Origin of the sequence: Streptosporangium sp. NPDC050855 (assembly GCF_044456585.1) — a bacterium.
GTDB lineage: Bacteria > Actinomycetota > Actinomycetes > Streptosporangiales > Streptosporangiaceae > Streptosporangium > Streptosporangium longisporum.
Window position 1 is genome coordinate 309,437 of the sequence record NZ_JBITFY010000007.1, and the last position, 24,028, is coordinate 333,464.

The 24,028-nt window shown below is 71.8% G+C and carries 19 protein-coding genes and 1 riboswitch; of the genes, 14 read left to right on the forward strand and 5 right to left on the reverse strand.

The window, feature by feature from the left end; all coding sequences use genetic code 11:
- Window positions 1-70: 70 nt before the first annotated feature.
- Both ACIBCT_RS17010 and ACIBCT_RS17015 read right to left on the reverse strand, forming a co-directional pair.
- Window positions 71-1,510, reverse strand: a complete 1,440-nt coding sequence (locus tag ACIBCT_RS17010; protein ID WP_399189395.1) for a DUF6716 putative glycosyltransferase — start codon at window positions 1,508-1,510, stop codon at window positions 71-73.
- Between the two features lie 107 nt (window positions 1,511-1,617).
- Entirely contained in the window at window positions 1,618-2,658 is a 1,041-nt protein-coding gene (locus ACIBCT_RS17015; RefSeq protein ID WP_399189397.1) for a hypothetical protein, read from the reverse strand.
- 206 nt (window positions 2,659-2,864) lie between these two features.
- Here ACIBCT_RS17015 and ACIBCT_RS17020 point away from each other — a divergent pair, with 206 nt between their 5' ends.
- From ACIBCT_RS17020 to ACIBCT_RS17060, 9 genes are all read left to right on the forward strand, one after another.
- The gene (locus ACIBCT_RS17020; protein WP_399189399.1) at window positions 2,865-3,746 is read left to right on the forward strand and encodes an oxidoreductase; all 882 of its coding nucleotides are present in this window, start codon (window positions 2,865-2,867) and stop codon (window positions 3,744-3,746) included.
- Between the two features lie 498 nt (window positions 3,747-4,244).
- Window positions 4,245-4,383, forward strand: a riboswitch (cyclic di-AMP (ydaO/yuaA leader).
- Between the two features lie 18 nt (window positions 4,384-4,401).
- Entirely contained in the window at window positions 4,402-5,118 is a 717-nt protein-coding gene (locus ACIBCT_RS17025; RefSeq protein ID WP_399189401.1) for a CHAP domain-containing protein, read from the forward strand.
- A gap of 807 nt (window positions 5,119-5,925) precedes the next feature.
- Window positions 5,926-7,278: an ABC transporter substrate-binding protein gene (locus ACIBCT_RS17030; protein ID WP_399189403.1), complete on the forward strand. Its 1,353-nt coding sequence runs from the start codon at window positions 5,926-5,928 to the stop codon at window positions 7,276-7,278.
- A gap of 83 nt (window positions 7,279-7,361) precedes the next feature.
- Complete coding sequence (locus tag ACIBCT_RS17035) at window positions 7,362-8,339, forward strand: sugar ABC transporter permease (protein ID WP_344908149.1); 978 nt, start codon at window positions 7,362-7,364, stop codon at window positions 8,337-8,339.
- A gap of 92 nt (window positions 8,340-8,431) precedes the next feature.
- On the forward strand, window positions 8,432-9,238 hold the full coding sequence (locus ACIBCT_RS17040; protein ID WP_399189405.1) for a carbohydrate ABC transporter permease: 807 nt from the start codon (window positions 8,432-8,434) through the stop codon (window positions 9,236-9,238).
- Window positions 9,235-10,659 (forward strand): GH1 family beta-glucosidase, encoded by a 1,425-nt coding sequence (locus ACIBCT_RS17045; protein ID WP_399189407.1) that lies wholly within the window; start codon window positions 9,235-9,237, stop codon window positions 10,657-10,659. Before ACIBCT_RS17040 ends, ACIBCT_RS17045 begins: the two co-directional genes overlap by 4 nt.
- 35 nt (window positions 10,660-10,694) lie before the next feature.
- Window positions 10,695-11,702 (forward strand): LacI family DNA-binding transcriptional regulator, encoded by a 1,008-nt coding sequence (locus tag ACIBCT_RS17050; protein ID WP_344908137.1) that lies wholly within the window; start codon window positions 10,695-10,697, stop codon window positions 11,700-11,702.
- 437 nt (window positions 11,703-12,139) lie between these two features.
- A complete protein-coding gene (locus tag ACIBCT_RS17055; RefSeq protein WP_399189409.1) occupies window positions 12,140-13,357 on the forward strand; it encodes an FAD-dependent oxidoreductase in 1,218 nt (405 codons plus the stop codon).
- Between the two features lie 64 nt (window positions 13,358-13,421).
- On the forward strand, window positions 13,422-14,753 hold the full coding sequence (locus ACIBCT_RS17060; protein WP_399189411.1) for a class II 3-deoxy-7-phosphoheptulonate synthase: 1,332 nt from the start codon (window positions 13,422-13,424) through the stop codon (window positions 14,751-14,753).
- Window positions 14,754-14,914: 161 nt separating this feature from the next.
- On the opposite strand, the gene trxA is transcribed toward ACIBCT_RS17060, so the two are convergent.
- Entirely contained in the window at window positions 14,915-15,286 is a 372-nt protein-coding gene (trxA, locus tag ACIBCT_RS17065; RefSeq protein ID WP_399189413.1) for a thioredoxin, read from the reverse strand.
- Between the two features lie 278 nt (window positions 15,287-15,564).
- Between trxA and ACIBCT_RS17070 the strand changes: the two genes are divergently transcribed.
- Entirely contained in the window at window positions 15,565-16,245 is a 681-nt protein-coding gene (locus tag ACIBCT_RS17070; RefSeq protein WP_399189415.1) for an L-2-amino-thiazoline-4-carboxylic acid hydrolase, read from the forward strand.
- Window positions 16,246-16,408: 163 nt separating this feature from the next.
- On the opposite strand, the gene ACIBCT_RS17075 is transcribed toward ACIBCT_RS17070, so the two are convergent.
- Complete coding sequence (locus tag ACIBCT_RS17075) at window positions 16,409-18,796, reverse strand: ExeM/NucH family extracellular endonuclease (RefSeq protein ID WP_399189417.1); 2,388 nt, start codon at window positions 18,794-18,796, stop codon at window positions 16,409-16,411.
- Window positions 18,797-18,959: 163 nt separating this feature from the next.
- On the opposite strand from ACIBCT_RS17075, the gene ACIBCT_RS17080 reads away from it, so the two are divergent.
- The 3 genes from ACIBCT_RS17080 (at window position 18,960) to ACIBCT_RS17090 (ending at window position 22,397) form a co-directional block, all read left to right on the forward strand.
- Window positions 18,960-20,078: a pentapeptide repeat-containing protein gene (locus ACIBCT_RS17080; RefSeq protein ID WP_399189419.1), complete on the forward strand. Its 1,119-nt coding sequence runs from the start codon at window positions 18,960-18,962 to the stop codon at window positions 20,076-20,078.
- Window positions 20,079-20,104: 26 nt separating this feature from the next.
- Window positions 20,105-20,821 (forward strand): permease prefix domain 1-containing protein, encoded by a 717-nt coding sequence (locus ACIBCT_RS17085; protein WP_399189421.1) that lies wholly within the window; start codon window positions 20,105-20,107, stop codon window positions 20,819-20,821.
- A gap of 175 nt (window positions 20,822-20,996) precedes the next feature.
- Entirely contained in the window at window positions 20,997-22,397 is a 1,401-nt protein-coding gene (locus ACIBCT_RS17090) for a family 43 glycosylhydrolase (RefSeq protein WP_399189423.1), read from the forward strand.
- Window positions 22,398-22,501: 104 nt separating this feature from the next.
- On the opposite strand, the gene ACIBCT_RS17095 is transcribed toward ACIBCT_RS17090, so the two are convergent.
- Window positions 22,502-23,266, reverse strand: coding sequence for an SDR family NAD(P)-dependent oxidoreductase (locus ACIBCT_RS17095; RefSeq protein ID WP_399189425.1), 765 nt, complete (start codon window positions 23,264-23,266; stop codon window positions 22,502-22,504).
- 68 nt (window positions 23,267-23,334) lie between these two features.
- Here ACIBCT_RS17095 and ACIBCT_RS17100 point away from each other — a divergent pair, with 68 nt between their 5' ends.
- Window positions 23,335-24,027, forward strand: coding sequence for a TetR/AcrR family transcriptional regulator (locus ACIBCT_RS17100; protein WP_399189427.1), 693 nt, complete (start codon window positions 23,335-23,337; stop codon window positions 24,025-24,027).
- Window position 24,028 lies beyond the last annotated feature (1 nt).

The following is a 24,028-nucleotide window of genomic DNA, read 5'->3' on the forward strand; positions in this document are numbered from 1 at the left end:
GACCCTCACCGTTTTCGGCGCGGACGACACGAGCGCGGACGTTCAAAATCGAATCAAGCCTGTACGGGGTTCACCGCAGGGCCCGCAGGTAGCGGCGCATCCGGCGCTTGGCCCGGTACCCGGCGCGCAGCACGTTCGGCGGGACCTCCACGCGCATCCGGGCGCGGCGGCGGGCGGCGGCGTACTGGGGGCCGTCCAGCAGGGAGCGGGCCGGGACGAGCCGTCCCGAGCGGGCCTGGCCGACCAGGGAGACCATGCGCGAGATCCAGTCGTCGTCGGCGCCCGGATGGAAGTAGTTGGCCCTGCACCAGGCGTCGTCCGGGTCCAGGAAGCGCCCGGCGGCCAGGTCGTCGAGGGTGCCCAGCAGCCCGCTGTCCTCGAAGACCAGGTTGATCATCTCGGCGTTCACACCGAAGTCGGAGAGCACCAGCAGTGGCACCTTGCCGGCGATGGCCTCCAGCGCGGCGGTCGAGCTGACGGTGACGAACCCGGCCGCGCAGGCCAGGTGCTCGTGCATGGGGCCCGTGGCGAACCGTACGGCGTCGTCCCGCACCCGGCCCTGCTCGACCAGCGACCGCCACAGGCCCATGTAGTGGTAGCGCTCGTTGTGGGTCTGGCGTTCGGTGTCCAGGGCGCGGAGCTTGACGACGACGTCCAGGTCCGGCCGGTGCCGGGCCAGCTCGGCCAGGGCCAGCAGGACGCTCTCGCGCTCCTCCCTGCGCCTGGGCACCTTGGCCTGGGTGGCGAACACCACCCGGTCGCGCGGGCCGACGACGGCGGGCCGCACGGCGGCACCCGTCCCGGTCCCGGCTCCGGCCCCGGCCTCGATTGCGGCCCCGGCCCCGGCCCCGGCCCCGGCCCCGGCCCCGGTTCCGGTCCCGGTCCCGGTCCCGGTCCTGGTTCCGATTCCGGTTCCCGCGACGGTTCCGGTTCCCGCGACGGCTCCCCCGCCGGGTGCGCCACCGGTGCCGTGCAGGAACGGCAGCCGGGCCAGGCCGACCTGGCCGCCCCCGCCCAGCGCCCGGCCGATCGCCGAGAACTCCTCGACCTCCCGGCCGCTGTGCAGCACGAACAGCTCGCACCCGCTGCGGAACAGCCACGCCTTCTCGGTGGCGGGAATGGAGATGCCGGGCAGTCCCGACGCGAACACCGGCCGGGGCCGCAGCCCGGCCAGCACCTCGGCGACCAGCACGTCCACCACCGGCCCGGTGCAGGCCACCAGTACCACGTCGGGCCTGAACCGTTCGGCGGCCCGGCGCAGCGCGCGGGCCGAGAGCACGGGCGGCTCGGCCGCCGACCCCGCGACGGCTGCCTGGATCTGCGCCGGGGACGGCACGATCGGGGTGCGGATCACCGCCAGCTCCGTCGTGCAGCCCGAGGGCAGCCCCCGCAGCAGGCAGGCCGCCCACTTCAGGTAGGAGTCGGAGTCGGCCACGGCCAGGACCTTCAACGAGAACCTCCAGCCGGGGGTGTCTCCCCCGGTGTCGTACGTGGACAGGGAACGCGGCACCGCAGGCGCTCGCGGGTGGCCGATCCCCGGGCTCCGGGCCGCGGGGATCGTGGCGTCACGGTGTCATCGCGTCACGGCCCGATGGCTCCCGGGCCCGGGCGGGCGGTTCATGGTCCGGCGACCCCGGTGTCGTGATGGGCGAACATCGACAGGTGGGAGCGGAGCGAGGGCGCCGCCTCGGCCGTCCACCACTCGTCGGGCACGTCCACCGTCCGCACGGCCACGCCCCGCGCCGAGAGCAGGATCCGCAGGGAGGTGACCGCGGTGGACGGCAGGCTCAGCACCCGCTGCTCGGCGGCCAGGCCGCGCAGCGTCAGCTCCGCGGGGATGCCGCCGTCGTAGACGGTGATCCCGCGCTGCTCGGCGACCCGGGCCAGGTCGCCCGGGTCCTCGCGGCGGTGCGGGAAGTAGGCCACCGGCCCGTCCGCGCCCAGCCCGGCCAGCCAGGTGAAGTAGTGCTCCCGGTGGATCAGGCCGTTGCGGACCAGCGAGGTGCCCAGGACCACGGTCCGCTCCTGCGGGCGGGGCCTGCGCAGCGGCTGCGAGCGCAGCCAGGCGAAGTCGTGGGTGACCAGCTCGATCCCCCTGGCCCGTACGGCCTTCGCCAGGTCGGGGGCGACGGGCAGCGCGGTGAAGATCGAGAGCCGGCCGGAACGGGCGGCGGCGCGCAGCCGCAGTCCGGCCGCCACGCCCAGGACGGTCCTGAGCCGCCCGGCCCCGCCGCGTGCCCGCAGCAGGGGCGTGCCGGGCCTGCCGGTGATCAGCTCCAGGAGCCTGATCGTGGCCAGGCCGTCGTCGACGATCACGACCCGGCCGGGAGAGGCGGTGAGCCAGCGGAACTGGACCTTGCCGGAGAAGGCGTCGCCCAGCGCCCAGGTGCGTCCCCGGGGCGGCCGGGGCATGTCCGGGCGGGCCTCGGCGAGTTCGAGGCCCTCGGGCAGCCCCAGGCGTCTCAGCTCGCGTCCCGTCACCGCCAGGGGGCGCAGGCCCGCCCTGGGCACGAGGTGGCCGCGGGGGCCGAGCAGCCCCGCGTGATGGGCCTCCACGGCGCAGAGCATCTGCAGCGGAGACTCCACCCAGGCGACGGCCGAACCCTGCTCCCGCGCGTGGTCTCGGCCGTCCTCCACGCCGGGCGATGACCCGTTCACGACCGCCACACCGTAACCCGGTGGCCTTACCGGTCCGGGAACTGCGGGTGAACAGCGGACCACGCGCGCCAACTTGTGATCTTGCGTGGCTTCGCGCGGGGCGCCTGGCCGTTCCGTACACTGCCCGTACCTGAAGATCCACGCCGGGCACCGGCGGGTCGGCCGCGCGGGCCGCAGGGCCGTGCGGGAGCGGAGAGGGGCGAGCCATGTGGACGGCCGAGGACGTTCCCGACCTGACCGGCCGCACGGCCGTCGTCACCGGGGCCAGCGGGGGCATTGGCCTGCCGACGGCGCTGGAGCTGGCCAGGCACGGCGCCCGGGTCGTGCTGGCCGCCCGTGACCCCGGGCGGGGCAGGGCCGCGCTGGAGGCCGTCAGGGCCGAGGTGCCGGGGGCCCGGGTGGAGGCGGGGGCGCTCGACCTGGCCGACCTGCGGTCGGTGCGCGCCTTCGCCGAGACCGTCCGCGAGCCGCTGGACCTGCTGATCAACAACGCCGGGGTGGGGCTGATGCCCCGGGGGACGACCGCCGACGGCTTCGAGACCCAGTTCGGCGTCAACCACCTGGGGCACTTCGCGCTGACCGGCCTGCTGATGCCGCGCCTGCTGGCCGCCCCGGCGGCCCGGGTGGTCACGGTCTCCAGCGACGCGCACTCCGTCGGGACGATCGACTTCGACGACCTGGGCCTCGAACGCCGGTACGGCAGGTTCTCCTCCTACGGCCGTTCCAAGCTGGCCAACCTGCTGTTCACCCTGGAGCTGCAGCGCCGCGCCGACGCCTCGGGGGCGACCCTGCTCAGCCTGGCGACCCACCCGGGCACCACCGCGACCGGGATCCTGAAGACGGGCGTGCTGACCCGCCCCCTCAACGCCCTGATGCGCCTGGTGCTGCAACCGGCCGCCAAGGGCGCCCTGCCGTCCCTGTACGCCGCCACCTCCCCCGAGGTCACGGGCGGGCAGTACATCGGCCCGGGGCCGAAGGTGCTGCGCCCCTCGGCCCGGGCGACCGACCCGGAGGTGGCGGCGCGGCTGTGGGAGGTGTCGGAGGAGATGACCGGCGTGCGGTTCGGGGAGACCCGGCGGCTGCCGTGAGGGGTCGCCTCCCCGCTTGAACAGGGCATTGAGGAGGTTTTGAGAAGACTTTAGGAAAGATCGTCCGCCGCCCCCGCAGTTTTTACCATCGAAGGCCAGTTCGACAAAGGCGGTAGGTAAAGAGCCGCCCGGGGACCGGTCCTTCCCGACCCGTGACCACCGGGCCGGACGGCGGGCGGACGCGGGCCCGATCTCCGGATCGCCGGGGACACCGGGCTTTCCGGTCACCGCCCCGAAGAGGTCCGGGCGACGGCGAGGGCATGGGACGACCCGCGGGGAGGGTGATCCACTCCCCTCCCGGGGGCGCGGAACGGCATCCTCTACCCCTCTGACCAGGCGCTATCACCATGAGAAGGCAATGTGTCCTGCTTGTAATCGTCTGACCGGATGACGTAGGTTCATCCCGTTCATGGCAAATGTCTGGGTCTACCAAGGTCTGAGCATTGCCGTCACATTGCCCGACCGCGTCTCACCTGGGCGGACCCCCTCCGCCCCCGGTGAGCACGGCCGCCGAATCCGCGAGGTCTGCGGAACCGGGGAACCACGTTCCTGGGGTGAATCAACGCATACGTGCGTCGTAGGGCACTTCCCAGCCCGAACCCGTCAGCTAACCCGGTAGGCGGAATGGAAGCGACGCAAGGAGTCGAACCCCCATATGACCGAGCACCGCTCCACCCCCACCCCCATCATCCCCCGCCTGGCACGAATCGCCCTCGGCGCCTCCATCGCACTGACCGCGGGAGTCATGGGCCCCGCCGCCCAGGCCGACGGCCACGGCGCGCTGAACACCCCGCCCGCCGACACCAAGACCGCCGAGGTCTCCTCGGACTCCGGGTCCGCCAGGACCCCCCTGGAGGTCGTGGCCCAGCGGCTTCCCAAGGTCACGGCCGCGCAGGTGCTGAACCTGGCCGCCCAGCAGATCGGCGTCCGCGAGAACTCCATGGGCGGCGGGACCAAGTTCCACCAGTGGTACATGTCCTCCCCCCGCGCCCAGGAGACCGCCGCCCGCGACGGAGGCAACATCTACGGCTACGCCAACGCCCCCTGGTGCGCGATGTTCGTGTCCTGGGTCGGCGAGATGGCGGGCATCCGGCCCACGATGGGCTGGGACGCCTACACCGTCACCCACGCCAAGTGGTTCGCGCAGAACGGCCACTGGGGCACCACCCCCACCCCCGGCGCCGTCGTCTACTTCGACTGGGAGGGCGGCAAGAGCATCGACGGCATCGACCACGTCGGCTTCGTGAAGCACGACAACGGCGACGGCACGATCACCACGATCGAGGGCAACACCGGCAACGGTAACGTCGAGCAGCTCGTCCGGCCCATGTCCGAGGTCGCCGGCTTCGGCTACCCGGTCTACGCCGGCTGATCCGGCCCCGGCCGGCACCGGCCGGCACCGCGACTCACGCGGCTCACGGACTCACGCGACGGGGTCCGCACCAGGACCCTGTCAGGGTACGTGTCAGACCCCTCGCGCCCCCTCCCCCCTTCCCCTTCACACCCCCCGTCCATCCGCCCGTCGTCCCGGCCAGGCCGGGAGACGGGCCTCGTCATGCCTCCGGCGCCCGCCCGTCCCGCACGAGGGCTCCGATCGCGTACGGGCCGGCGTCTCCGGCGTCCCTGCATCTCCGGCGTCCCTGCATCTCCGGCGTCTCTGCGTCTCCGGCGTCCCCGCGTCCTCCGTGTCTCCCGCGCGGATGCCGTCCCGCGCGCGGGTGCGGCCGCGCGCCGGGCACGATCACCGCCCGGCCCCGCCACGGGCCGTCGTGTGCCGCAGCGTGCCGTCACGAGGCGGCGTATGCCGTCACGAGGCCGCGTACACGACCGGACGTCGCGCACGGTCACGCGCGGGGTCCGCCGCGCGGTGGTCCCGTCCGGTGCCGGTTCGTGGTAGGAGCGCGAAATGCCCTGACTGTATGCCCGTGTGATGGGAGCGCTCCCAAAACCCCATATGGGATGTATATCACCATTTAGGCGCCCCAGGACCCTCAAAACGCCTTCCATGTAACGGTTGAGTTTCGGTCTATTGACGTCCTGGTTGCCCATCGTCCACTCTTCGTGGGAGCGCTCCCAAAGCACATTGAGGAAAGACCGCATCGTGAGGCCGCGTTTGTCGGGGACCGGTACGCGATGTCACCTCCCAATGATTCGGGCGACCACCTGAGAGGGGTCCGGAATGTTGAACAACAAGCGGCAGGGCAAGCTGGCCGCCGTAGCGGTCATGGCGGCCACCGCCCTGGCCATCACGTCGTGCGGTTCCAGCGAGCCCGCCAAGCCCGCGGCCGGCGGTTCTTCCTCCGCCGCCGCGGCCGAGCCGGTGACGATCACCGTGCACACCTTCGGAGGTGGCGAGAACTTCGGCTATGACAAGGCCGTGGAGACCTGGAACGCCGCTCACCCGAACATCCAGGTCAAGTACCAGAACCTGACCGACCGGTTCGAGGACGTCTACCTGCCGCAGCTGCTCCAGCGTCTGCAGGCCGGCAGCGGCGCCGCCGACATCATCGCCCTCGACGAGGGCGCGATGGGCCTCATGAAGGCCCGTCCCCAGTTCTTCACGGACCTGGCCCAGTACGGGCTGGACAGCCGCAAGGCCGACTTCCCCGCGGCGAAGTGGGACAACGGCATCAACGCCGACAACAAGCTCTTCGCCCTCGGCACCGACATCGGCGGCATGACCATGTGCTACCGCAAGGACCTGTTCGAGAAGGCGGGCCTGCCCACCAACCGCGAAGAGGTCGGCAAGCTCTGGCCGGACTGGGCCGCCTTCATGGAGGTCGGCAAGAAGTTCCAGGCCGCCAACCCCGGCAAGAGCGACCCCAAGTTCCTCGACGGCCCGAACACGCTCTACAACGTGATCCTGTCGCAGGAGGCGCCGAAGAACGGCAACGTCGCCTACTTCGACAAGCAGAACCAGCTCGTCATCGAGACCAACCCCGCGATCAAGACGTCCTTCGACACGGTGAAGAGCTTCAGCGAGGCGGGCCTGACCGCCAAGCTCGCGTCCTTCACCCCGCCGTGGAACGCCGCCATCAAGAAGGGCGGCTTCGCGACCATGGGCTGCCCGGCCTGGATGCTCGGTGTGGTCTCCGGTGCGGCCGGTGAGGGCAACAAGGGCAAGTGGGACGTCGCGGCGGTGCCCGGCGGTGCCGGCAACTGGGGCGGCTCCTACCTGGCCGTGCCCAAGCAGAGCAAGCACCCCAAGGAGGCCGCCGAGGTCCTGAACTACCTCACCGGCAAGGAGGGCCACGTCATGGCCTTCCAGGAGGCCGCGGCCTTCCCGAGCTCCATCCCGGCTCAGCAGGACCCCGCGGTCGCGGACCTGAAGAACGAGTTCTTCAACGACGCGCCGACCGGCAAGATCTTCGGCGAGTCGGTCAAGGACCTGCTGCCGGTCTTCCTGGGTGAGAAGCACGCCCAGGTCAAGACCTCGGTGGAGAAGGTCCTGGAGGGCATGGACCAGGGTTCGGTCCCCTACGACCAGGCCTGGACCAAGTTCCTCGAGGCCGGCGTCAAGGCAGCGGGCTGATCCCCCTCCCGACCCGCATCGGCCCGGCGGCGGTGACCCCGCCGCCGGGCCGGTCGTCTGCCCCCGCTGAAAGGCTTTGACCGATGACACTGCACGTCGACTCCCCGGCCGCCCCGCCCCGGCCCGGCCCCGAGCGGCCGACGGGGCACCGCGGGCCGCGGCGCGGCAGCGGGTGGGCCCGGTTCGACCTCCGGGCGACCCCGTACTTCCTCGTCTCCCCCTACTTCCTGCTCTTCGCCGTCTTCGGCATCTTCCCCCTCGTCTACACCCTCTGGGTCTCGTTGCACGAGTGGGAGCTGGCCGGTGACAAGACCTTCGTCGGTGTCGAGAACTACATCGAGCTGATCACCGACGCCGCGTTCTGGAACGCGGTGATCAACACCCTCGGCATGTTCGTGATGTCGACGGTCCCGCAGCTCGTCCTGGCCCTGCTGCTGGCCAACGCGCTCAACAAGCGCATCCGGGGCCGGCTCTTCTTCCGCCTCGGCGTGCTGCTGCCGCTGATCACCTCCGTCGTCGCCGTCGCCGTCGTCTTCACCCAGCTCTACGGGCGCGACTACGGCATGATCAACTGGTTCCTGAGCCTCTTCGACGTCGAGGCGATCAACTGGCAGAACCAGAAGTGGTCCTCGTGGATCGCGATCTCCACGATGATCGACTGGCGCTGGACCGGCTACAACGCGATCATCCTGCTGGCCGCCATGCAGACGATCCCCAAGGACCTCTACGAGGCCGCCTCCATCGACGGAGCCTCGGCCAGGCGGCAGTTCTGGCAGATCACCTTCCCGATGCTGCGCCCCACGATCATCTTCGTGGTGTTCATCTCCACCATCGGCGGTCTGACGCTCTTCACCGAGCCGGTCATGTTCGACGGCAACCCGACGATGAGCGGTGGTGCCACCGGCCAGTACCAGACCGTGGCGATGTTCATCGTCAAGGAGGCGTTCCGTGACTTCGACTTCGGCTACGCCGCGGCCGCCTCGTGGCTGCTGTTCGCGCTGATCCTGCTCGGAACGCTCATCAACTACTCCTTCACCCGCCGTATCGGGGGATCCAAGTGACGGCCACCCAGCTCCAGCGCCCCCCGGCGCCCCCCAGGCGGCGGTCCTCGGGCGCGTCGGCCGCGCCGAACCGCATCTGGGACGCCGGTCCCATGACGAAGGTCGTGCTGGCCCTCGCCCTCCTGCTCTCGGCGTTCCCGATCTACTACATGTTCATCATGGCCACCCGGACCAACGAGGAGGCCATCGACGTCCCGCCGCCGCTGCTGCCCGGCGGCCACCTCGGTGAGAACATCCAGCGGCTGCTGTCCACCGAGGACGCCTACTTCATGACCGGCCTGATCAACTCGGCCATCGTCTCGGTCACCGTGACGGTCTCGGTCGTGCTGATCTCCACCCTGGCCGGCTTCGCCTTCGCCAAGCTCCGCTTCCGGGGCAGCAAGATCCTGCTGGGCCTGATCCTGGTGACGATGATGGTCCCGCTCCAGCAGATGGGCATCGTGCCGCTGTACGAGCTCATGGTCACCCTCGGCTGGACCGGCCAGCTCAAGGCCGTCATCCTGCCCTTCCTGGTCAACGGCTTCGGCGTCTTCATGATGACCCAGTACGCCACCCAGGCGGTGCCGGACGAGCTGGTCGAGGCGGCCCGCGTCGACGGCGCCTCCACCATGCGCATCTACGCGAACGTCATCCTCCCGGCGCTCCGCCCCGGGATGGCGGTACTGGCCCTGCTGGTCTTCATGCAGACCTGGAACGAGTTCATGTGGCCCCTGATCGTCCTCAACCCGGACAACCCCGTGGTCCAGACCTCGATCGCCGCGCTCAACCAGGCGCACGGAACCGACTACGTGATGCTCTTCACCGGCACCGCGGCGTCCGTCCTGCCCCTGTTCATCGTTTTCATCGCGTTCGGCCGCCAGATCGTCGGCGGACTCATGGAAGGTGCGGTCAAGGCGTGACCACGCAAGAGACGCGTATCAAGACCCCGGATCTGATCTTTCCCACCGACTTCGTCTGGGGCGCGGCCACCTCCGCCTACCAGATCGAGGGCGCCGTCACCCAGGACGGGCGGGGAACGTCCATCTGGGACACCTTCGTCAAGCAGCCGGGGCGGGTGGTGAACGGCGAGCACGCCGACGTCGCCATCGACCACTACAACCGCTACCGGGACGACGTGCGGCTGATGGCCGAGCTCGGCCTCGGCGCCTACCGGTTCTCCATCTCCTGGCCCCGCATCCAGCCCGACGGGCGCGGCCCCGTCAACCCCGGGGGCATCGACTTCTACAGCCGCCTGGTGGACGAGCTGCTGTCCCGGGGCGTCGACCCCTGGGTGACGCTCTACCACTGGGACCTGCCCCAGGCGCTCGAGGACGAGGGCGGCTGGCCCTCTCGCGAGACGTCGAAGCGCTTCGCCGACTACGCCGCGGCCGTGCACGACGCGCTGGGCGACCGGGTCCGCAACTGGAGCACGGTCAACGAGCCCTGGTGCTCGGCGTTCCTCGGGTACGCCTCGGGCGAGCACGCCCCCGGGCGGCGCGAGCCCGACAAGGCCGTGCAGGCCGCCCACCACCTGCTGCTCGCGCACGGCCTGGCCGCCCAGGCGCTGCGCGCGCAGCGCGCGGACAGCGTGATCGGCGGCTGCGTCAACCTGTACGCGATCTCCCCGCAGACCACCTCCGAGGCCGACCAGGACGCCGCCCGGCGCATCGACGGGCTGCAGAACCGCTTCTTCCTCGACGCCCTGCTCAAGGGCGAGTACCCCGACGACGTGCTGGAGGACCTGGGCCGGCCGGCCGGGCTCGTCCAGGACGGCGACATGGAGATCATCTCGACGCCGCTGGACAAGCTGCTGATCAACTACTACAGCCGCTTCACCGTCTCGGGCACCCCCGGCGGGGCGGCCTCGGCCGCGGCCGCGCCGACCGACACCGGGTCGCCCTGGGTCGGCAGCGAGCACGTGTCGTTCGTCGGGGGCGGCCGGCCGGTGACCGCCATGGGCTGGGAGATCGACCACTCCGGCCTGCTGGAGATCCTGCAGCGGCTGGCCTCCGACTACCCGCGCATCCCGCTGGTCATCTCCGAGAACGGCGCGGCCTTCGACGACGTGATGGAGGACGACGGCTCGGTCCGCGACCACGACCGGGTGAGCTACATCGAGTCCCACCTGCGCACCTGCCACGCCGCGATCGAGGCCGGGATCCCGCTGAAGGGCTACTTCGCCTGGTCGCTCATGGACAACTTCGAGTGGGCCTGGGGCTACGGCAAGCGCTTCGGTCTGGTACACGTCGACTACGAGACCCAGGCGAGAGTTCCCAAAGAGAGCGCTCTCTGGTATGCCGGAACCATCAGGCGTGGTGGCCTGAGCGGTCCTGCAGAATAAGGAGTCGGCGAATTCAGCACTGGGGGATCCAACACATGAACGGCGACCGTCGTCCGACGCTCGAGGCGGTCGCGGCTCTGGCCGGTGTCGGCCGGGGCACGGTGTCGCGGGTCATCAACGGCTCACCCAAGGTGAGCGAGAAGGCCCGCGGCGCCGTGCTGCACGCCATCGAGGAGCTGGGCTACGTGCCCAACCGGGCGGCGCGGGCCCTGGTGACCAGGCGCACCGACACCGTGGCGCTGGTCGTCTCGGAGTCCGAACTTCGCGTCTTCGACGAACCGTACTTCGCCGGGACCATCCGTGGCATCGGCTCGGCCCTGTCCGAGACCGGTCTGCAACTGATCCTCGCGATGGCCCAGTCGGTGCAGGATCACGAGCGTCTGGAGCACTACCTGACCGGCCAGCACGTCGACGGGGTGCTGCTGATCTCCCTGCACGGCGCGGACCCGCTGCCGGGGCGGCTCGAGGCGATGGGCGTGCCGACCGTGATCGGCGGCAGGCCCGTCGGCCTGACCCCCTACAGCTACGTCGACGTGGACAACCGGGCCGGGGCCAGGCAGGCGGTCAAGTACCTGCTGGCCAAGGGCCGCCGCAGGATCGCCACCATCGCCGGGCCGCAGGACATGGGCGTGGGCGTCGACCGGCTCGCCGGTTACCGCGACGCGCTGCTCGCCACCGGCGTGCGCGAGACGGTGGCCTACGGGGACTTCAGCGAGGAGAGCGGCATGGAGGCCATGCGCTCCCTGCTGATCGCCAACCCCGACCTGGACGCCGTGTTCACCGCCTCGGACCCGATGGCGCTGGGCGCGATGCGGGTCCTGCGCGAGGAGGGCAGGACGATCCCCGACGACGTCGCGGTGATCGGCTTCGACGACTCCCCCGCCGGAGCGCACTCCTCCCCCGCCCTGACCACGGTGCACCAGCCCACCGAGTCGATGGGACGGCAGATGGCGCACCTGCTCGTCGCCCGGATCAACGGCGAGCACCTGGAGCAGCCCGTGGTGATACTGGACACCCACCTGATCGAGCGCTCCTCCGCCTGATCCACCCGGTCCGCCCACCTCCGTGGGATCGACCCGATCCGCCCGATCCGCCCGATCCGCTCCACGCACCCGACCTGCCCGCTCCACGCACACGACCTGCTCGACCCGCCCGGCGCGTCCCGGAGTGCCGCCGGGCGGGGCCCCGCCCCCCCTTCCGAGGCCCTCACGCGCCCCTCACGCGGCCGGAGCCCGTAGGCCCGGAGCCCGTGGTCCGGAAGCCCGCACCCGGGTCCGCCCTGGCGCCGTCCCCCGACCCCCGGCCCGCCCGCCCCGTGACCGCGGCCGGACCCCTCGTGGCCTGACCATGCCGGCCCCCGCCCCGAGCCCGTACGGCGGACCTCGACGCCGGACGCCCGGGACGCTCCCGCCCGGAACGATGAATCGAACCGCTTTCCCCGGGCCGCGTTCTGTGTCATTATTTCACCGGGTGATGAATTATGAGACGGAACACATGCGTGATCGTCGGGGGCGGCCCGGCGGGGGCCATGCTCGCACTGCTGCTGGCCCGGGCCGGCGTCGAGGTGACTCTCCTGGAGAAGCACGGGGACTTCCTGCGCGACTTCAGGGGCGACACCATCCATCCCTCGACCCTCCAGATCATCGACGAGCTGGGCCTGGCCGAGGAGTTCCACCGGATACCGCACCGCAAGGCGTACCGGCTGGAGATCGTGACCGACGAGGCCACGGTGCGGGTCGCCGACCTGACCGGGCTGAAGGGCGCCTACCGCTACATCGCCTTCGTCCCGCAGTGGGACTTCCTCGACCTGCTGACCCGGGCGGCCGGGCGGTACCCGACCTTCCGCCTGGTGATGAACGCCGAGGTGCACGGGGTGATCCGCGAGGGCGGGGCGGTACGCGGGGTGCGCTACCGCGACCCCTCGGGCGAGCACGAGCTGCGCGCGACCCTCACCGTGGCCGCCGACGGCCGCCGCTCCGACGTGCGCCGGGCCGCGGGGCTCGTCCCGGTGGAGCAGGGGGCCCCGATGGACGTGGTCTGGTTCCGGCTGCCGCGCGAGCCGTCCGACCCGGACTCGACGTTCCTGCGGGTCTCCTCCCGCGGCCTGATGGTCTCGATCAACCGCGAGACCTACTGGCAGCTCGCCTACGTGATCCCCAAGGGGGGCTTCGACGCCCTGCGCTCGAAGGGGATCGAGGCGCTGCGCGACCCGGTCGCCGCGCTCCTGCCCTTCCTGAAGGACCGGATCGGGCTGGTGACCGGGTTCGAGGAGGTCAGCGTGCTGTCGGTGGCCCTCAACCGGCTGCGCCGCTGGCACCGTCCTGGGCTGCTGGTGATCGGCGACGCCGCGCACGCCATGTCACCGGTCTTCGGGGTCGGCATCAACCTGGCCGTGCAGGACGCGGTCGCCGCCGCCAACCTGCTGGCCGGGCCGCTCGCGGCCGGGGCCGCCGTCCCCGAGGCGCTGCTCGCCCGCCTCCAGCGGAGGCGCACCCCTCCGACCGTGCTGACCCAGCTCGCCCAGCGGCTCGTCCAGGACCGGCTGATCCGGCCGGCCCTGACCGGCCGGGGTCTTCGGGTGCCCCTGCCGCGGAATCTTTCCGACTTTCCGGTCATAGGCCGTCTGACCAGGCGTTTCATCGGCCTGGGACTGCTTCCGGAGCACGTCAGGAGCCCCGGGGGATCTCACCAGGTATAAAGACGTTCTCACTACGTGGACAATCGGGTCAGTCCTCCCGGCCGGTTGCAATAGCCTGGTCATCGTGAGCATCAACCTCGATTCCTGGCGGCGGCTGACTGCGGCGCAGCAGCCCGAGTGGCCCGACCGCGGCGAGCTGGACAAGGTCGTCAACGAGCTGAAAGGGCTTCCGCCCCTCGTCTTCGCCGGTGAGTGCGACAACCTCAAGGCGGATCTGGCGGCCGTGACGCGGGGCGAGGCCTTCGTCCTGCAGGGCGGAGACTGCGCCGAGACCTTCGCCGGCGCCACCGCCGACGACGTGCGCAACAAGCTCAAGACGCTGCTCCAGATGGCGATCGTGCTCACCTATGCGGCGAAGGTGCCGGTGGTGAAGATCGGCCGCATGGCCGGCCAGTACGCCAAGCCCCGCTCCAAGAACACGGAGACGCGCGAGGGCGTCGAGCTGCCCGCCTACCGGGGCGACATGGTCAACGGCTTCGACTTCACCCCCGAGGCCCGCATCCCGGACCCGTGGCGGCTGCTGCGCGCCTACCACTCCTCCGCGGTGACGCTCAACCTCGTCCGCGCCTTCACCAAGGGCGGCTACGCCGACCTGCGCCAGGTGCACGCCTGGAACCAGGACTTCGTGATCGAGTCCCCGGCCGGCAAGCGCTACGAGCAGCTCGCCCGCGAGATCGACCAGGCGCTCGCCTTCATGCGCGCCTGCGGGGCCGAGCCCGAGGAGTTCCACACCGTGGAGTTCTACTCCTCGCACGAGGCGCTGATCCTCGACTACGACCGGGCGCTCACCCGGATCGACTCGCGGACCGGCCAGCCGTACGACGTCTCGGCGCACATGGTCTGGATCGGCGAGCGCACCCGTCAGCTCGACGGCGCGCACGTGGAGTTCTTCGCCGGCATCCGCAACCCGATCGGCGTCAAGCTCGGCCCGACGACCAGCGCGGAGGACGCCCTCGCGCTGATCCAGAAGCTCAACCCGGAGAACGAGGCCGGCCGGCTGACCTTCATCACGCGGATGGGCGCGGCCAAGATCCGCGATCACCTGCCCGAGCTGGTGGAGAAGGTCACCGCGAGCGGCGCCCAGGTGGCGTGGATCTGCGACCCCATGCACGGCAACACCTTCGAGGCGCCCAGCGGCCACAAGACCCGCCGCCTGGACGACGTCCTGAACGAGGTGGCGGGCTTCTTCGAGGTGCACCGGGCGCTCGGCACCCACCCGGGCGGCGTTCACATCGAGTTCACCGGCGACGACGTCACCGAGTGCGTGGGCGGCGGCGCCGAGATCGTCGAGGACGACCTGGTCCGCCGTTACGAGACCGCCTGCGACCCGCGCCTCAACCGCGGCCAGTCGCTGGACCTGGCCTTCCGGGTGGCCGAGCTCTACCGCTCGGTCTGACCGTCCCCGGCCTGGTTTTCCGGGACCGGGCAGCCTTCCGGACCCGCGAGAGCCGGGTTCGCGAGGACCGGGCCCGTGAGAGGGCCCGGCCCGGCACCGGCGTCCCCCGGACGCACGAAGGCCCCGCGCCATCCGGCCGCGGGGCTCTTTCGTCGGTGGGGTCAGCCCTTCTGGGCGTCGAGCTCGCCGGCGAGCTCGGCGCGGATCGCGTCCATGTCGAGGGCGCGGACCTGGCCGATGAGGTCCTCCAGGGCGGGCTCGGGAAGCGCGCCCGGCTGGGCGAAGACCACGATGCCGTCACGGATCGCCATGATCGTCGGGATCGACGTGATCTCGAACCCCTGCGCGAGGGCCTGCTCGGCCTCGGTGTCGATCTTGCCGAACTTGATGTCGGTGTGCTTCGCCGAGGACTTCTCGAAAATCGGCCCGAAGGTGCGGCACGGTCCGCACCAGGACGCCCAGAAGTCCAGCAGGACGATCCCCTCGTCGGCGATGTCGTTGAAGTTCTTCTCGGTTACCTCGATGGTGGCCACCGGTGGCTCCTCCTGTCGCTCACGTCTGTATGGCTGGCATAACCACTTCCCTCCTCCTCGCATTCCATCCCGTCCCCACCGGTCACCCGGGGAACGCCGCCGGATGGACATGATCGTCGGGGGCGTGCCAGACTGGCGGCGACACATCAACACAGCTGTCAGCGCCTGGTCGGTCGGTGGAGCGCGCTGGCGTGCTCGCTCGTCGCGAGCACGGCCGGTCATGTCTCCGCACGGGATCACGGTCGTGTACGCGTCGGGCCGTACACGAAAGGATCACCATGTCCACCGACCAGTTCGGGCTCGCCGAGGGCGGCTACGTCCCCGATCCCGACCGCGACACGACGCTGCTCCTCGAGGCGTTCCACGATCGCCTCGCCGCGATCCTACGGGAGCACGGCCTTCCCGGCGAGCTCACGACCGCCGTACGGGAGCGCCAGGGCGAGCTCGAGGAGGCGAACCGGCTCCTGATCGTCGACGAGCCCTCTCGGTACAACCTGCGCATGACCCTGGCCCTGGTGGCCGCCTACGAGGTCCTGCTGCCCCGGCTGGGGTGGGAGACGGCCGTCGCCGCCGTGCGCACGTCGTTCGTCGAACCGCTCGGCGACACCATGAAGGAGGGCACCCGGGCGATGCTGGACGAGGCGCCGGACGCCTTCCGGGCCATGGTGGAGCTGAGCAGGTCACGCGAGGAGTACGCGTTCGGGAAGGGGTTCGTCTTCGACCGGCCGGTCGACGACGACGAGCGCTACCACCTCGACGTACACCGGTGCTTCTACCACGACGTCCTGGTCGCCAACTCGGCGTCGGAACTGACCCCGGTCATGTGCGCGTTCGACGCCAACTGGATCGAGGCCATCGTGCCCGGCAGGCACGGCTTCCGGTTCGACCGCCGCACCACCATCGGAACGGGCGGCACGCACTGCCCCTTCCATTTCAGCCGGACCCGCAGGACGGGCTGACGCCCTCGCGGCCCCCGTCCCGCGGGGGCCGCCGACGCGTTCGCCACAGGGCGTCGCGTTCACCGTGAGGCGCCGCGTTCGTCCTGAGGCGTCGCGCCCGCCCTGACGGAGACCGCCAGGGGACGTCCCCTGGCGGTCTCGTGCCGGTGCCTCGCGCCCGGGATCAGCGCCGGGCGCCCGGCAGGGTGAGTCCGATGACCACCGGGTCGTGGTCGGAGGAGCGGAACGCGTCGGGCCGGTACAGGCCCGGCGGGTTGAACTCGGTGTTGTAGTCGAGGATCCGGCTCTCGTCCGCGTTGATGTGCCAGATCGTCGCGCTGGTCACCCGCCTGAGCAGGTCCCTGCCCACCAGGGCGTGGTCCAGCTCGCCGACCAGGCCGTCGAAGAGGTAGCTGTAGCGCAGCGGGGCCGGGACGAACCTCTTGGTCACGCTGGTCAGGCCGGCCTTCTCCAGGGTGTCGATCGGGTCCTCCTCGCCGTAGGCGTTGAGGTCGCCGAGCACCAGCGGGTTGGTCAGCCTCAGGGAGTCGATCAGGCCGAGCGTGGCCTGCGCCTGGCGGACGCGCTCGCCGTTGTAGCAGCTCTGCCCGTCGCCCTGGTCGGCGTCGGGGCCCACGGCCGCCTCGTCGCAGCCCTTGGACTTGAAGTGGTTGACCAGCACGGTGAAGGACTCGCCGCCCTGGACCCTGCGGAAGGTCTGGATCAGCGGGGGCCGGCGGAAGACCGGGTCGGTGGAGGAGCGCGCGGCCCCCACCGGCTGCACCCTGCCCGGCTTGTAGATCGCCGTCACGTGGATCAGGTCGGTGCCCGGGTAGGGATGGGTGACGGCCGCGTAGGTGCCCGCGCCGACCTCGGCGTTGAGCGCGTCGACCAGGGCCTGCACCGCGGTCTGGCCGTTGTTCTGGACCTCCATGAGGCCGACGACGTCGGCGTTCATGCCCTTGAGGGCGGCGACCAGCTTGGCGAGCTGGCGCTGCTGCTCGGCGGCGTTGCTCGCGCCGCGCGAGCCGAGGGTGGTGAACCAGTTGAGCGTGTTGAAGCTGGCCACCCTGACGTTGCCGATGACGGGGAACGGGGCGGGCAGGCGCGGGTTGAGCCGCAGGAACCTGATCGGCTTGGTGGGCTGGAGGCGGTACTTGCCGAAGCCGTACCCCATCACGCCGGTGACGCCGAGCGTGGTGTCGCCCAGGCGGACGGTGCGCGGGTCGGTGTAGGGGATGGACGGCGGGTTCTCCACGCCGGAGCCGTCGTCCACGAGCAGGGTGCGCCGCGCGTTCGCGGCGGCGTCGACGCCCGGCCGGTCGGTCGGCTGGAACACCCGCCCCTCGGAGGCGACGGTGATCTCGCCGTAGCGGCCCAGGTTGTAGTGGTCGCTGAGGCTGAGCGGCTCGGGGAAGGTGACGAGCATGTTCTCGACGGGCTCGAAGGTCACCCCCTGGGGACGGGGCAGACTCTGCCTGGCGGGCCTGACGGTTCCGGTGCCGCAGACGTCCACCGCGGTGACCGGCGACAGCTCGGTCCAGCCGTTGAACTCCACGGCCCGGCCGGTGACCAGGACCCGGTCGCCGACCTTGACGTCCTTGAAGGAGCTGCGGGCGAAGGCGAACAGGCCCTCGGAGGTGGCCGGGTCGGCGTCCGGGGTCGGGTCCTGCAGGAAGAAGCCGCTGAGCTGGGTGCTCTCCTGGAAGTCGGCGGTCACGACGCCCTCGACGCGGACCGTCTGCCCGGCCAGCGGGCTCGCGTCGCCGCTCCCCTGCACCTGGGCGATCTGGTGGGTGGCCGGGGTCTCGCACGGCTCCCCGGTCGGCGTGGGGGTCGGGGTCGGGGTCGGCGTGGGGGTCGGGGTGGGCTCGACCGTGGGGGTGGGGGTGGGGGTGGGCTCGACGGCGCCGCAGGGGGCGGCGGCGACGGCCCGGTTGCGCGGCGCCGGGGCCGCGGCCTCCACGTCGGCGCCGTTGTCGTCGGTGTCGGCGCAGCCGTGGTCCCTGCGCAGTCCCGCCAGGGTGGCCGAGAGCGCCGGGGCGGGGGTGCCCTCGAAGTAGGTGGCGGTGCCGTATCCCACCAGGTCGGCGATGAGCGCCGCCTGCTCGGGCGCGCAGGGGGCCGAGCCGCCGTTGCACGCCAGTCCCTCGGCCGAGCGGACCAGGGCGACCTTGCCCGCGGAGCCGCTCAGGTTGATCGTCCCGGTGCCGTCCGGCGCGGGCAGCGGGGAGCCGTTGGCGCCTCCGGCCAGCTGGACCAGGTGGTAGCGGCCGGGGTCGAGGGTGCCCGTCAGGGGGACGACCGGGTTGGCGCCGAAGTTCCCGGTGCCGGTGGCACTGGCGTACTGGACGGACCAGCCGTCCAGTACGACCGGCGCGGCGCTGCGGTTGAACAGTTCGACGTAGTCGTTGGCGAACGGCGCTCCGGCGTTGCCGCCACCGCCGTAGACCTGGCCGATGACGACGGTGCCCGGCGCCGCGAGGGCCGGGGCTGAGGTGAGGGCCGCGACGCCGGTGGCGGTGACGCCGACGGCCGCGAGGGCGGCGAACGCCCGGGATAAAGCACGCATGACCCGGAGCGTAGAGCCCGGTGGATCAAACGACACTTACTTATACCTGGATAGGAGGTGAAATCATGGGATATTGACACTTCATGTCTATCCGGGTCCGCCAGATATGGCTTTCCTTGACCTGGAAATCACTCCCCGGGGCGTCCGCGGGTATCAACCTCCCATGAGAGCCCTGGACGTGGAGTGGGTCACCTGCGCGGCCTCCCCCGAGTGCGCCGGCTCGGCACGGCGCCCCTACGGGCGCTGCCTGGCCCACCTGGACGCCGCCGAGCTCGACGAGGTCGTGGGCGGCCTGTCCCCCGGCTCCGCGATCGACCTGCGGGCCACCGTCGTCGGCGCGCGCCTGCTGGAACGGATCGTCGCGGCGACCCGGGGCCGGCCGGGGCGCTCCCGGTTCGACTGGGCGACCTTCCCGGAGGGCGCGCGCCTCGGCGAGCTCGTGTTCGGCGGGGACGCCTCGTTCGACCACGCCCGTTTCCGGCACCTCGCCTCGTTCTTCGGCGCCCGCTTCGCCGGGAACGTCTCCTTCCGGGAGGCGAGCTTCGACAGGGAGCTGTCCCTGCACGGGGTCACCGTCGCCGGGCACGCGACCTTCGACCGGATGCGCGTCGGCGGGGACGCGCTGTTCGGCGGGACCCTCTTCGGCCGGGCCGCCTCCTTCGAGAACGCCGACCTGCAGGGGTTCGTCACCTTCGACGGGGCCGCCTTCACCGGGGACGCGAACCTGCGGGGCTGCCGGTTCCGCCGTACGGTCTCGCTGCGCAGGACGCGTTTCGGCGGCCTGGCCGGGTTCTGCGGGGCGCGTTTCTCCGCGGGCGCCCACCTGGCGCCGGTCTCCGTCGGCCGCCGGCTGACCCTCGCCGGGGCGTGGGCGGGCAGGGACCTCGCCGTGACCGTGAGCCGGTGCCCGGCGGACCTGAGGGGCCTGGAGGTGTGCGGGCGGCTGACCGTGCGGCTCGAGGGGGCCGAGGCCGACCTGGAGGGGGCCGTCCTGCGCGGCCCGGCCACGGTCCGGGGCCGGGCGGGCGCCCGGCTGGTCTCGCTGCGCGACCTGGACGCCGAGGAGCTGGAGCTGGCCGACCTCGACCTGAGCGCCTGCGTCCTGGCCGGGCTCCGCCACCCCGAGGCGCTCCGGCTGAGCGGCTGTGTCCTCCCGCCGGCCGGGCACGGCCGGAGGCGTCGAGGATTCGGGGTCTTCTCAGGGTGGTCCCGGATGCGTCCCCGTGGGGGCGAGGCCAGGATGGAGCGGACGGGGGGCCGGGACGAAGATCGGTTCCCCTGAACGCGGAACGGGCGAGCGGAGAGCACATGGCGGGCACCGGGGTCATCGACGACTACGTGACCGGGCTGGACCGTGCCCTGCGGGGTCCCAGGAGCCTGAGGCTCGACATGCTCGCCGAGGCCCGCGACAGCCTGCTCGACGCCGCCGAGGCGATGGAGGACGCCGGGCTGGAGCGTGAGGCGGCCGAGCAGGCCGCCGTCGAGGAGTTCGGGCCGATCCGCGAGATCGCGCCGGACTACCAGGAGCGGCTGTCGGTGGTGGCCGGCCGCAGGCTGGCCGCGATGCTGTTCATCGGCGTACCGCTCACCACGATCATGTGGAGCGTGATCTGGGCGGTCTTCCCCACCACCGAATCGGTGCACGAGAGCGCGCCCGGCTGGTTCGTCCCGGTCGCCCGCGCCGTGGACGTCCTGCAGCTGTTCATCGGCCTGGTCGGCGGTGTCGCGCTGCTCGCCCTGGGGCGTGGCCTGCGCAGGATCGGCCGGCCCCGGCCGGTCATCCGGTTCCTGGCCCTGTTCGTCTGGGGCGTGTTCCCGGTGATAGTCGTGATGTGCGGGGCCCTGATGCTGGGCTCCCGGGGCCCGCAGGGCCCGTTCGGCTTCGGCGACTACCCGCCCGGACAGGTCGCCTCGCTGGTGAGCTACGTGGCCTGGATCGCGCAGCTGTACGGCGCCCTGCGCTGCCTGAGCACCACCCGGCACGTCCCCGCCGGCCCCGTCCCGGCCGTCGCCTGCCGGGCCTGACGGCCTTGACCGATCGGATGCCGGCGCACACACTGATGTGACGCCGACCGGCCCGCCACCCCGGCAGGATCGCGGATGGTGCGGCCCCGTGCGCCGGCGTTTCCCGAGCCCCTCACGGCGGCTCCCCGCTCACGGATGTTAACGCAAACATTCCAGTGCCCGGAAAGAGGCCCGCATGACGATCGGCAGACGGGCGGCCGGGACGGCCGCGCTCGTGCTCGCGAGTTCCGTCCTGGTGGCGACGGCCGCTCCGGCGTCCGCCGCGACGCTGCCGACCGGCGCCCGGTCGCTGGAGGCGGTCAACTACTCCGGCCACTACGTCCGGTACACCGGCGGGCTCGGCCGCCTCGACCCGGTGGCCTCCACCGGCCCGGCCCAGACCCGGCTGGAGGCCACGTTCACCGTGGTCAACGGCCTGGCCTCGCCGTCCTGCCACTCCTTCCAGACCAGGGACGGCCTGTTCCTGCGGCACCACGACTGGCGGCTGCGCGTCGACGCCAACACCGGCGACGCGACCTTCCGCGCCGACGCCACGTTCTGCGCCGTGGACGGGTCGGTCGCCGGCTCGGTCTCCCTGACCTCCTACAACTATCCGAACCGGCGCATCAGGCACCGCGACTTCGGGCTCTGGCTGGACACCCACCAGGACACCGCGGCCTTCCGCGCGGACAGCTCGTTCAGGATCACCGCGCCGCTGGCGCCCAGGACGAACCGCAACCCGGTGATCCCCGGCCTGTTCGCCGACCCGCACGTCATCACCGCGGGCGGCCGCTACCACCTGTACGCGACGACCGACGGCTACGCGGGCTGGGGCGGCACCTACCACAAGGCGTTCTCCTCGGCCGACCTGGTGAACTGGACCGACCACGGCGTCGTCCTGGACCACGGCCCGGACGTGTCGTGGGCCGACGACTCCGCCTGGGCCCCGGCGGTCGCGGCCGCGAACGGCCGGTACTACATGTACTTCAGCGGCGGCGCGGCGTCGGGGAACACCGCCAAGCAGCTCGGGGTCGCGGTGTCCGACTCGCCCACGGGCCCGTTCCGGGACGCGCTCGGCCGCCCGCTCATCGCCGCCGGCCGGTACTCCGGCCAGGCGATCGACCCGATGGTCTTCACCGACGACGACGGCCGCTCCTACCTGTACTGGGGTCAGGGCGCCGCCCGCGTCGTGCCGTTGAACGCCGACATGACCTCCTTCGATCCCGCGCAGGTGCGCGTGATCACCCCGGCGGGTTACAACGAGGCGCCGTTCGTGTTCAAGCGCAACGGGACCTACTACCTCATGTGGTCGGAGAACGACACCCGGAGCGAGGACTACCGGGTGGCGTACGCCACGGGCACCAGCCCGCTGGGGCCGTGGACCAAGCGTGGCGTCGTGCTGCAGAAGCGGCTTGAAGCCGGGATCAAGGGCACCGGGCACCACTCGGTCGTCCGGGCGCCCGGCACCGACACCTGGTACGTCGCCTACCACCGGTTCGCCGTGCCTGCGGGCAACGGCACCAACCGGGAGGTCGCCGTCGACCGGATGGAGTTCGGCGCGGACGGCACGATCCGCCCGATCACGCCCACCCTCTGAGCCGTCCCGCCGATCGTGAGGGCCTCTCCCCGATCGACGGTCACCGGCGGTCCGTCCGACCGCCGGCGGTGCGCACGGTCACCGGCGGTCCGCACGGCCGGCGATCAGACGCGCGGGCCGAGGAACAGGCCGCCGCTCGCGTCGACGACCTGGCCGGTGATCCAGCGCGCGGCGTCGGAGGCGAGGAAGGCGACCACGTCGGCGACGTCGTCGGGCCCGCCCAGGCGGCCGAGCGCCGTGGTGCCGGCGATGAGCTCGGCCAGGCCCGGGGCGTCGAAGACCGGCCCGTTGGCCTCCGTCCGGGTGGCACCGGGAGCGACCGCGTTCACCGTGATCCCGCGGGCCCCGAGCTGGTTGGCCAGGGTCAGGCTCATCGTCTCGACCGCGCCCTTCGTCATGGCGAAGGACGTCTGGGCGGGATTGGCCATCCGGGTCGCCACGGACGAGATCGTGACGATGCGGCCACCGTCGCGAAGCAGCGGCAGCGCCCGCTGGACGATGAAGTACGGCGCCCGCACGTTCACCGCGAAGAGACGGTCGAACTCCGCCCGGGTCGTGACCCCGAGCGGGCCGGCGGGCGGCGCAGCGGCGTTGTTGACGAGGATGTCGAGCGGCCGCCCGGCCAGGCCGGCCTCGACCCCCGCGAAGAGCGTCTCGACGTCGCCGTCCACGCCCAGCTCCGCCCCGACGGCGAACGCGGTCCCACCGGCGCGCCGGATCTCGTCGACCGTCGCCGTCGCGCCCTGCTCGTCCGTGCCGAAGTGCGCGGCGACCACCGCCCCCTTCGCCGCCAGCCGGGTCGCGATCGCCCGTCCGATGCCGCGCGACGCCCCGGTCACCAGGGCCGTCCTGCCGGTCAGCTCACCCATGTCGCCCACCTCGATCCGTGAGTGACTACCAACCTGGTAGTCACTACCATGGTGGTAGTGTCTATCACATGTCCGATCGGCACTCAACGCTGCGCACGCAACGACGGGTCCAGACCCAGCGCGCGATCCAGGCGCACGCGGTACGGCTGTTCACCGAGCGCGGGTACGACGCCACGACCGTGACCGACGTCGCCGAGGCCGCGGGCGTGTCGCCCATGACCGTCTACCGGCACTTCCCCACGAAGGAGGACCTCGTCCTCGTCGACCAGAACGGCAGGCTCGTCGCCGAGCGGATCGTCGCATCCGCGGACACGCGGCCCCTGGTCCGCCGCATCGGCCGCGCGCTCGTCGACTCGGCCGCGGCGCTGACCGGCGACGGCGGCGGGGACGACCCGACGGCGGGCAGGCGGTTCCTGCTCGCCCGCCTCCGGCTCATGATCTCGACACCGGCCCTGCGGGCCCGGCACCTGGACAACCACTACGCCCTTCAGCAGGCGATCGTCGACGCCCTCGGGGACGAGGCCGCCGATCCCGACGCGGCGTTCCGCGCCCGGGTGGCGGCCGGCGCCTGCCTGGCCGCCCTGCACACGGCGCTGGTGCACTGGGCCGAGGACGACGGGCGGACCGAGCTCCCCGGCGTGATCACGAAGGCGCTCGCCGCCGCCTTCGGCGACGACCTGGCCGAGCCCGCCGAGCCCTTCGGCGAGGCCGGCACCCCGGGGGCCGGCCGCGGGCCCTCCGGGGACACGGGACGCCGATAGG

What these genes read in the sequence shown, in the direction of transcription:
- ACIBCT_RS17020 (WP_399189399.1), top strand. Translation starts at nt 2,865, where the DNA reads ATGTGGACGGCCGAGGACGTTCCCGACCTGACCGGCCGCACGGCCGTC.
- ACIBCT_RS17025 (WP_399189401.1), top strand. Translation starts at nt 4,402, where the DNA reads ATGACCGAGCACCGCTCCACCCCCACCCCCATCATCCCCCGCCTGGCA.
- ACIBCT_RS17030 (WP_399189403.1), top strand. Translation starts at nt 5,926, where the DNA reads ATGTTGAACAACAAGCGGCAGGGCAAGCTGGCCGCCGTAGCGGTCATG.
- ACIBCT_RS17035 (WP_344908149.1), top strand. Translation starts at nt 7,362, where the DNA reads ATGACACTGCACGTCGACTCCCCGGCCGCCCCGCCCCGGCCCGGCCCC.
- ACIBCT_RS17040 (WP_399189405.1), top strand. Translation starts at nt 8,432, where the DNA reads ATGACGAAGGTCGTGCTGGCCCTCGCCCTCCTGCTCTCGGCGTTCCCG.
- ACIBCT_RS17050 (WP_344908137.1), top strand. Translation starts at nt 10,695, where the DNA reads ATGAACGGCGACCGTCGTCCGACGCTCGAGGCGGTCGCGGCTCTGGCC.
- ACIBCT_RS17055 (WP_399189409.1), top strand. Translation starts at nt 12,140, where the DNA reads ATGAGACGGAACACATGCGTGATCGTCGGGGGCGGCCCGGCGGGGGCC.
- ACIBCT_RS17070 (WP_399189415.1), top strand. Translation starts at nt 15,565, where the DNA reads ATGTCCACCGACCAGTTCGGGCTCGCCGAGGGCGGCTACGTCCCCGAT.
- ACIBCT_RS17075 (WP_399189417.1), bottom strand. Translation starts at nt 18,796, where the DNA reads ATGCGTGCTTTATCCCGGGCGTTCGCCGCCCTCGCGGCCGTCGGCGTC.
- ACIBCT_RS17080 (WP_399189419.1), top strand. Translation starts at nt 18,960, where the DNA reads ATGAGAGCCCTGGACGTGGAGTGGGTCACCTGCGCGGCCTCCCCCGAG.
- ACIBCT_RS17085 (WP_399189421.1), top strand. Translation starts at nt 20,105, where the DNA reads ATGGCGGGCACCGGGGTCATCGACGACTACGTGACCGGGCTGGACCGT.
- ACIBCT_RS17090 (WP_399189423.1), top strand. Translation starts at nt 20,997, where the DNA reads ATGACGATCGGCAGACGGGCGGCCGGGACGGCCGCGCTCGTGCTCGCG.
- ACIBCT_RS17095 (WP_399189425.1), bottom strand. Translation starts at nt 23,266, where the DNA reads ATGGGTGAGCTGACCGGCAGGACGGCCCTGGTGACCGGGGCGTCGCGC.
- ACIBCT_RS17100 (WP_399189427.1), top strand. Translation starts at nt 23,335, where the DNA reads ATGTCCGATCGGCACTCAACGCTGCGCACGCAACGACGGGTCCAGACC.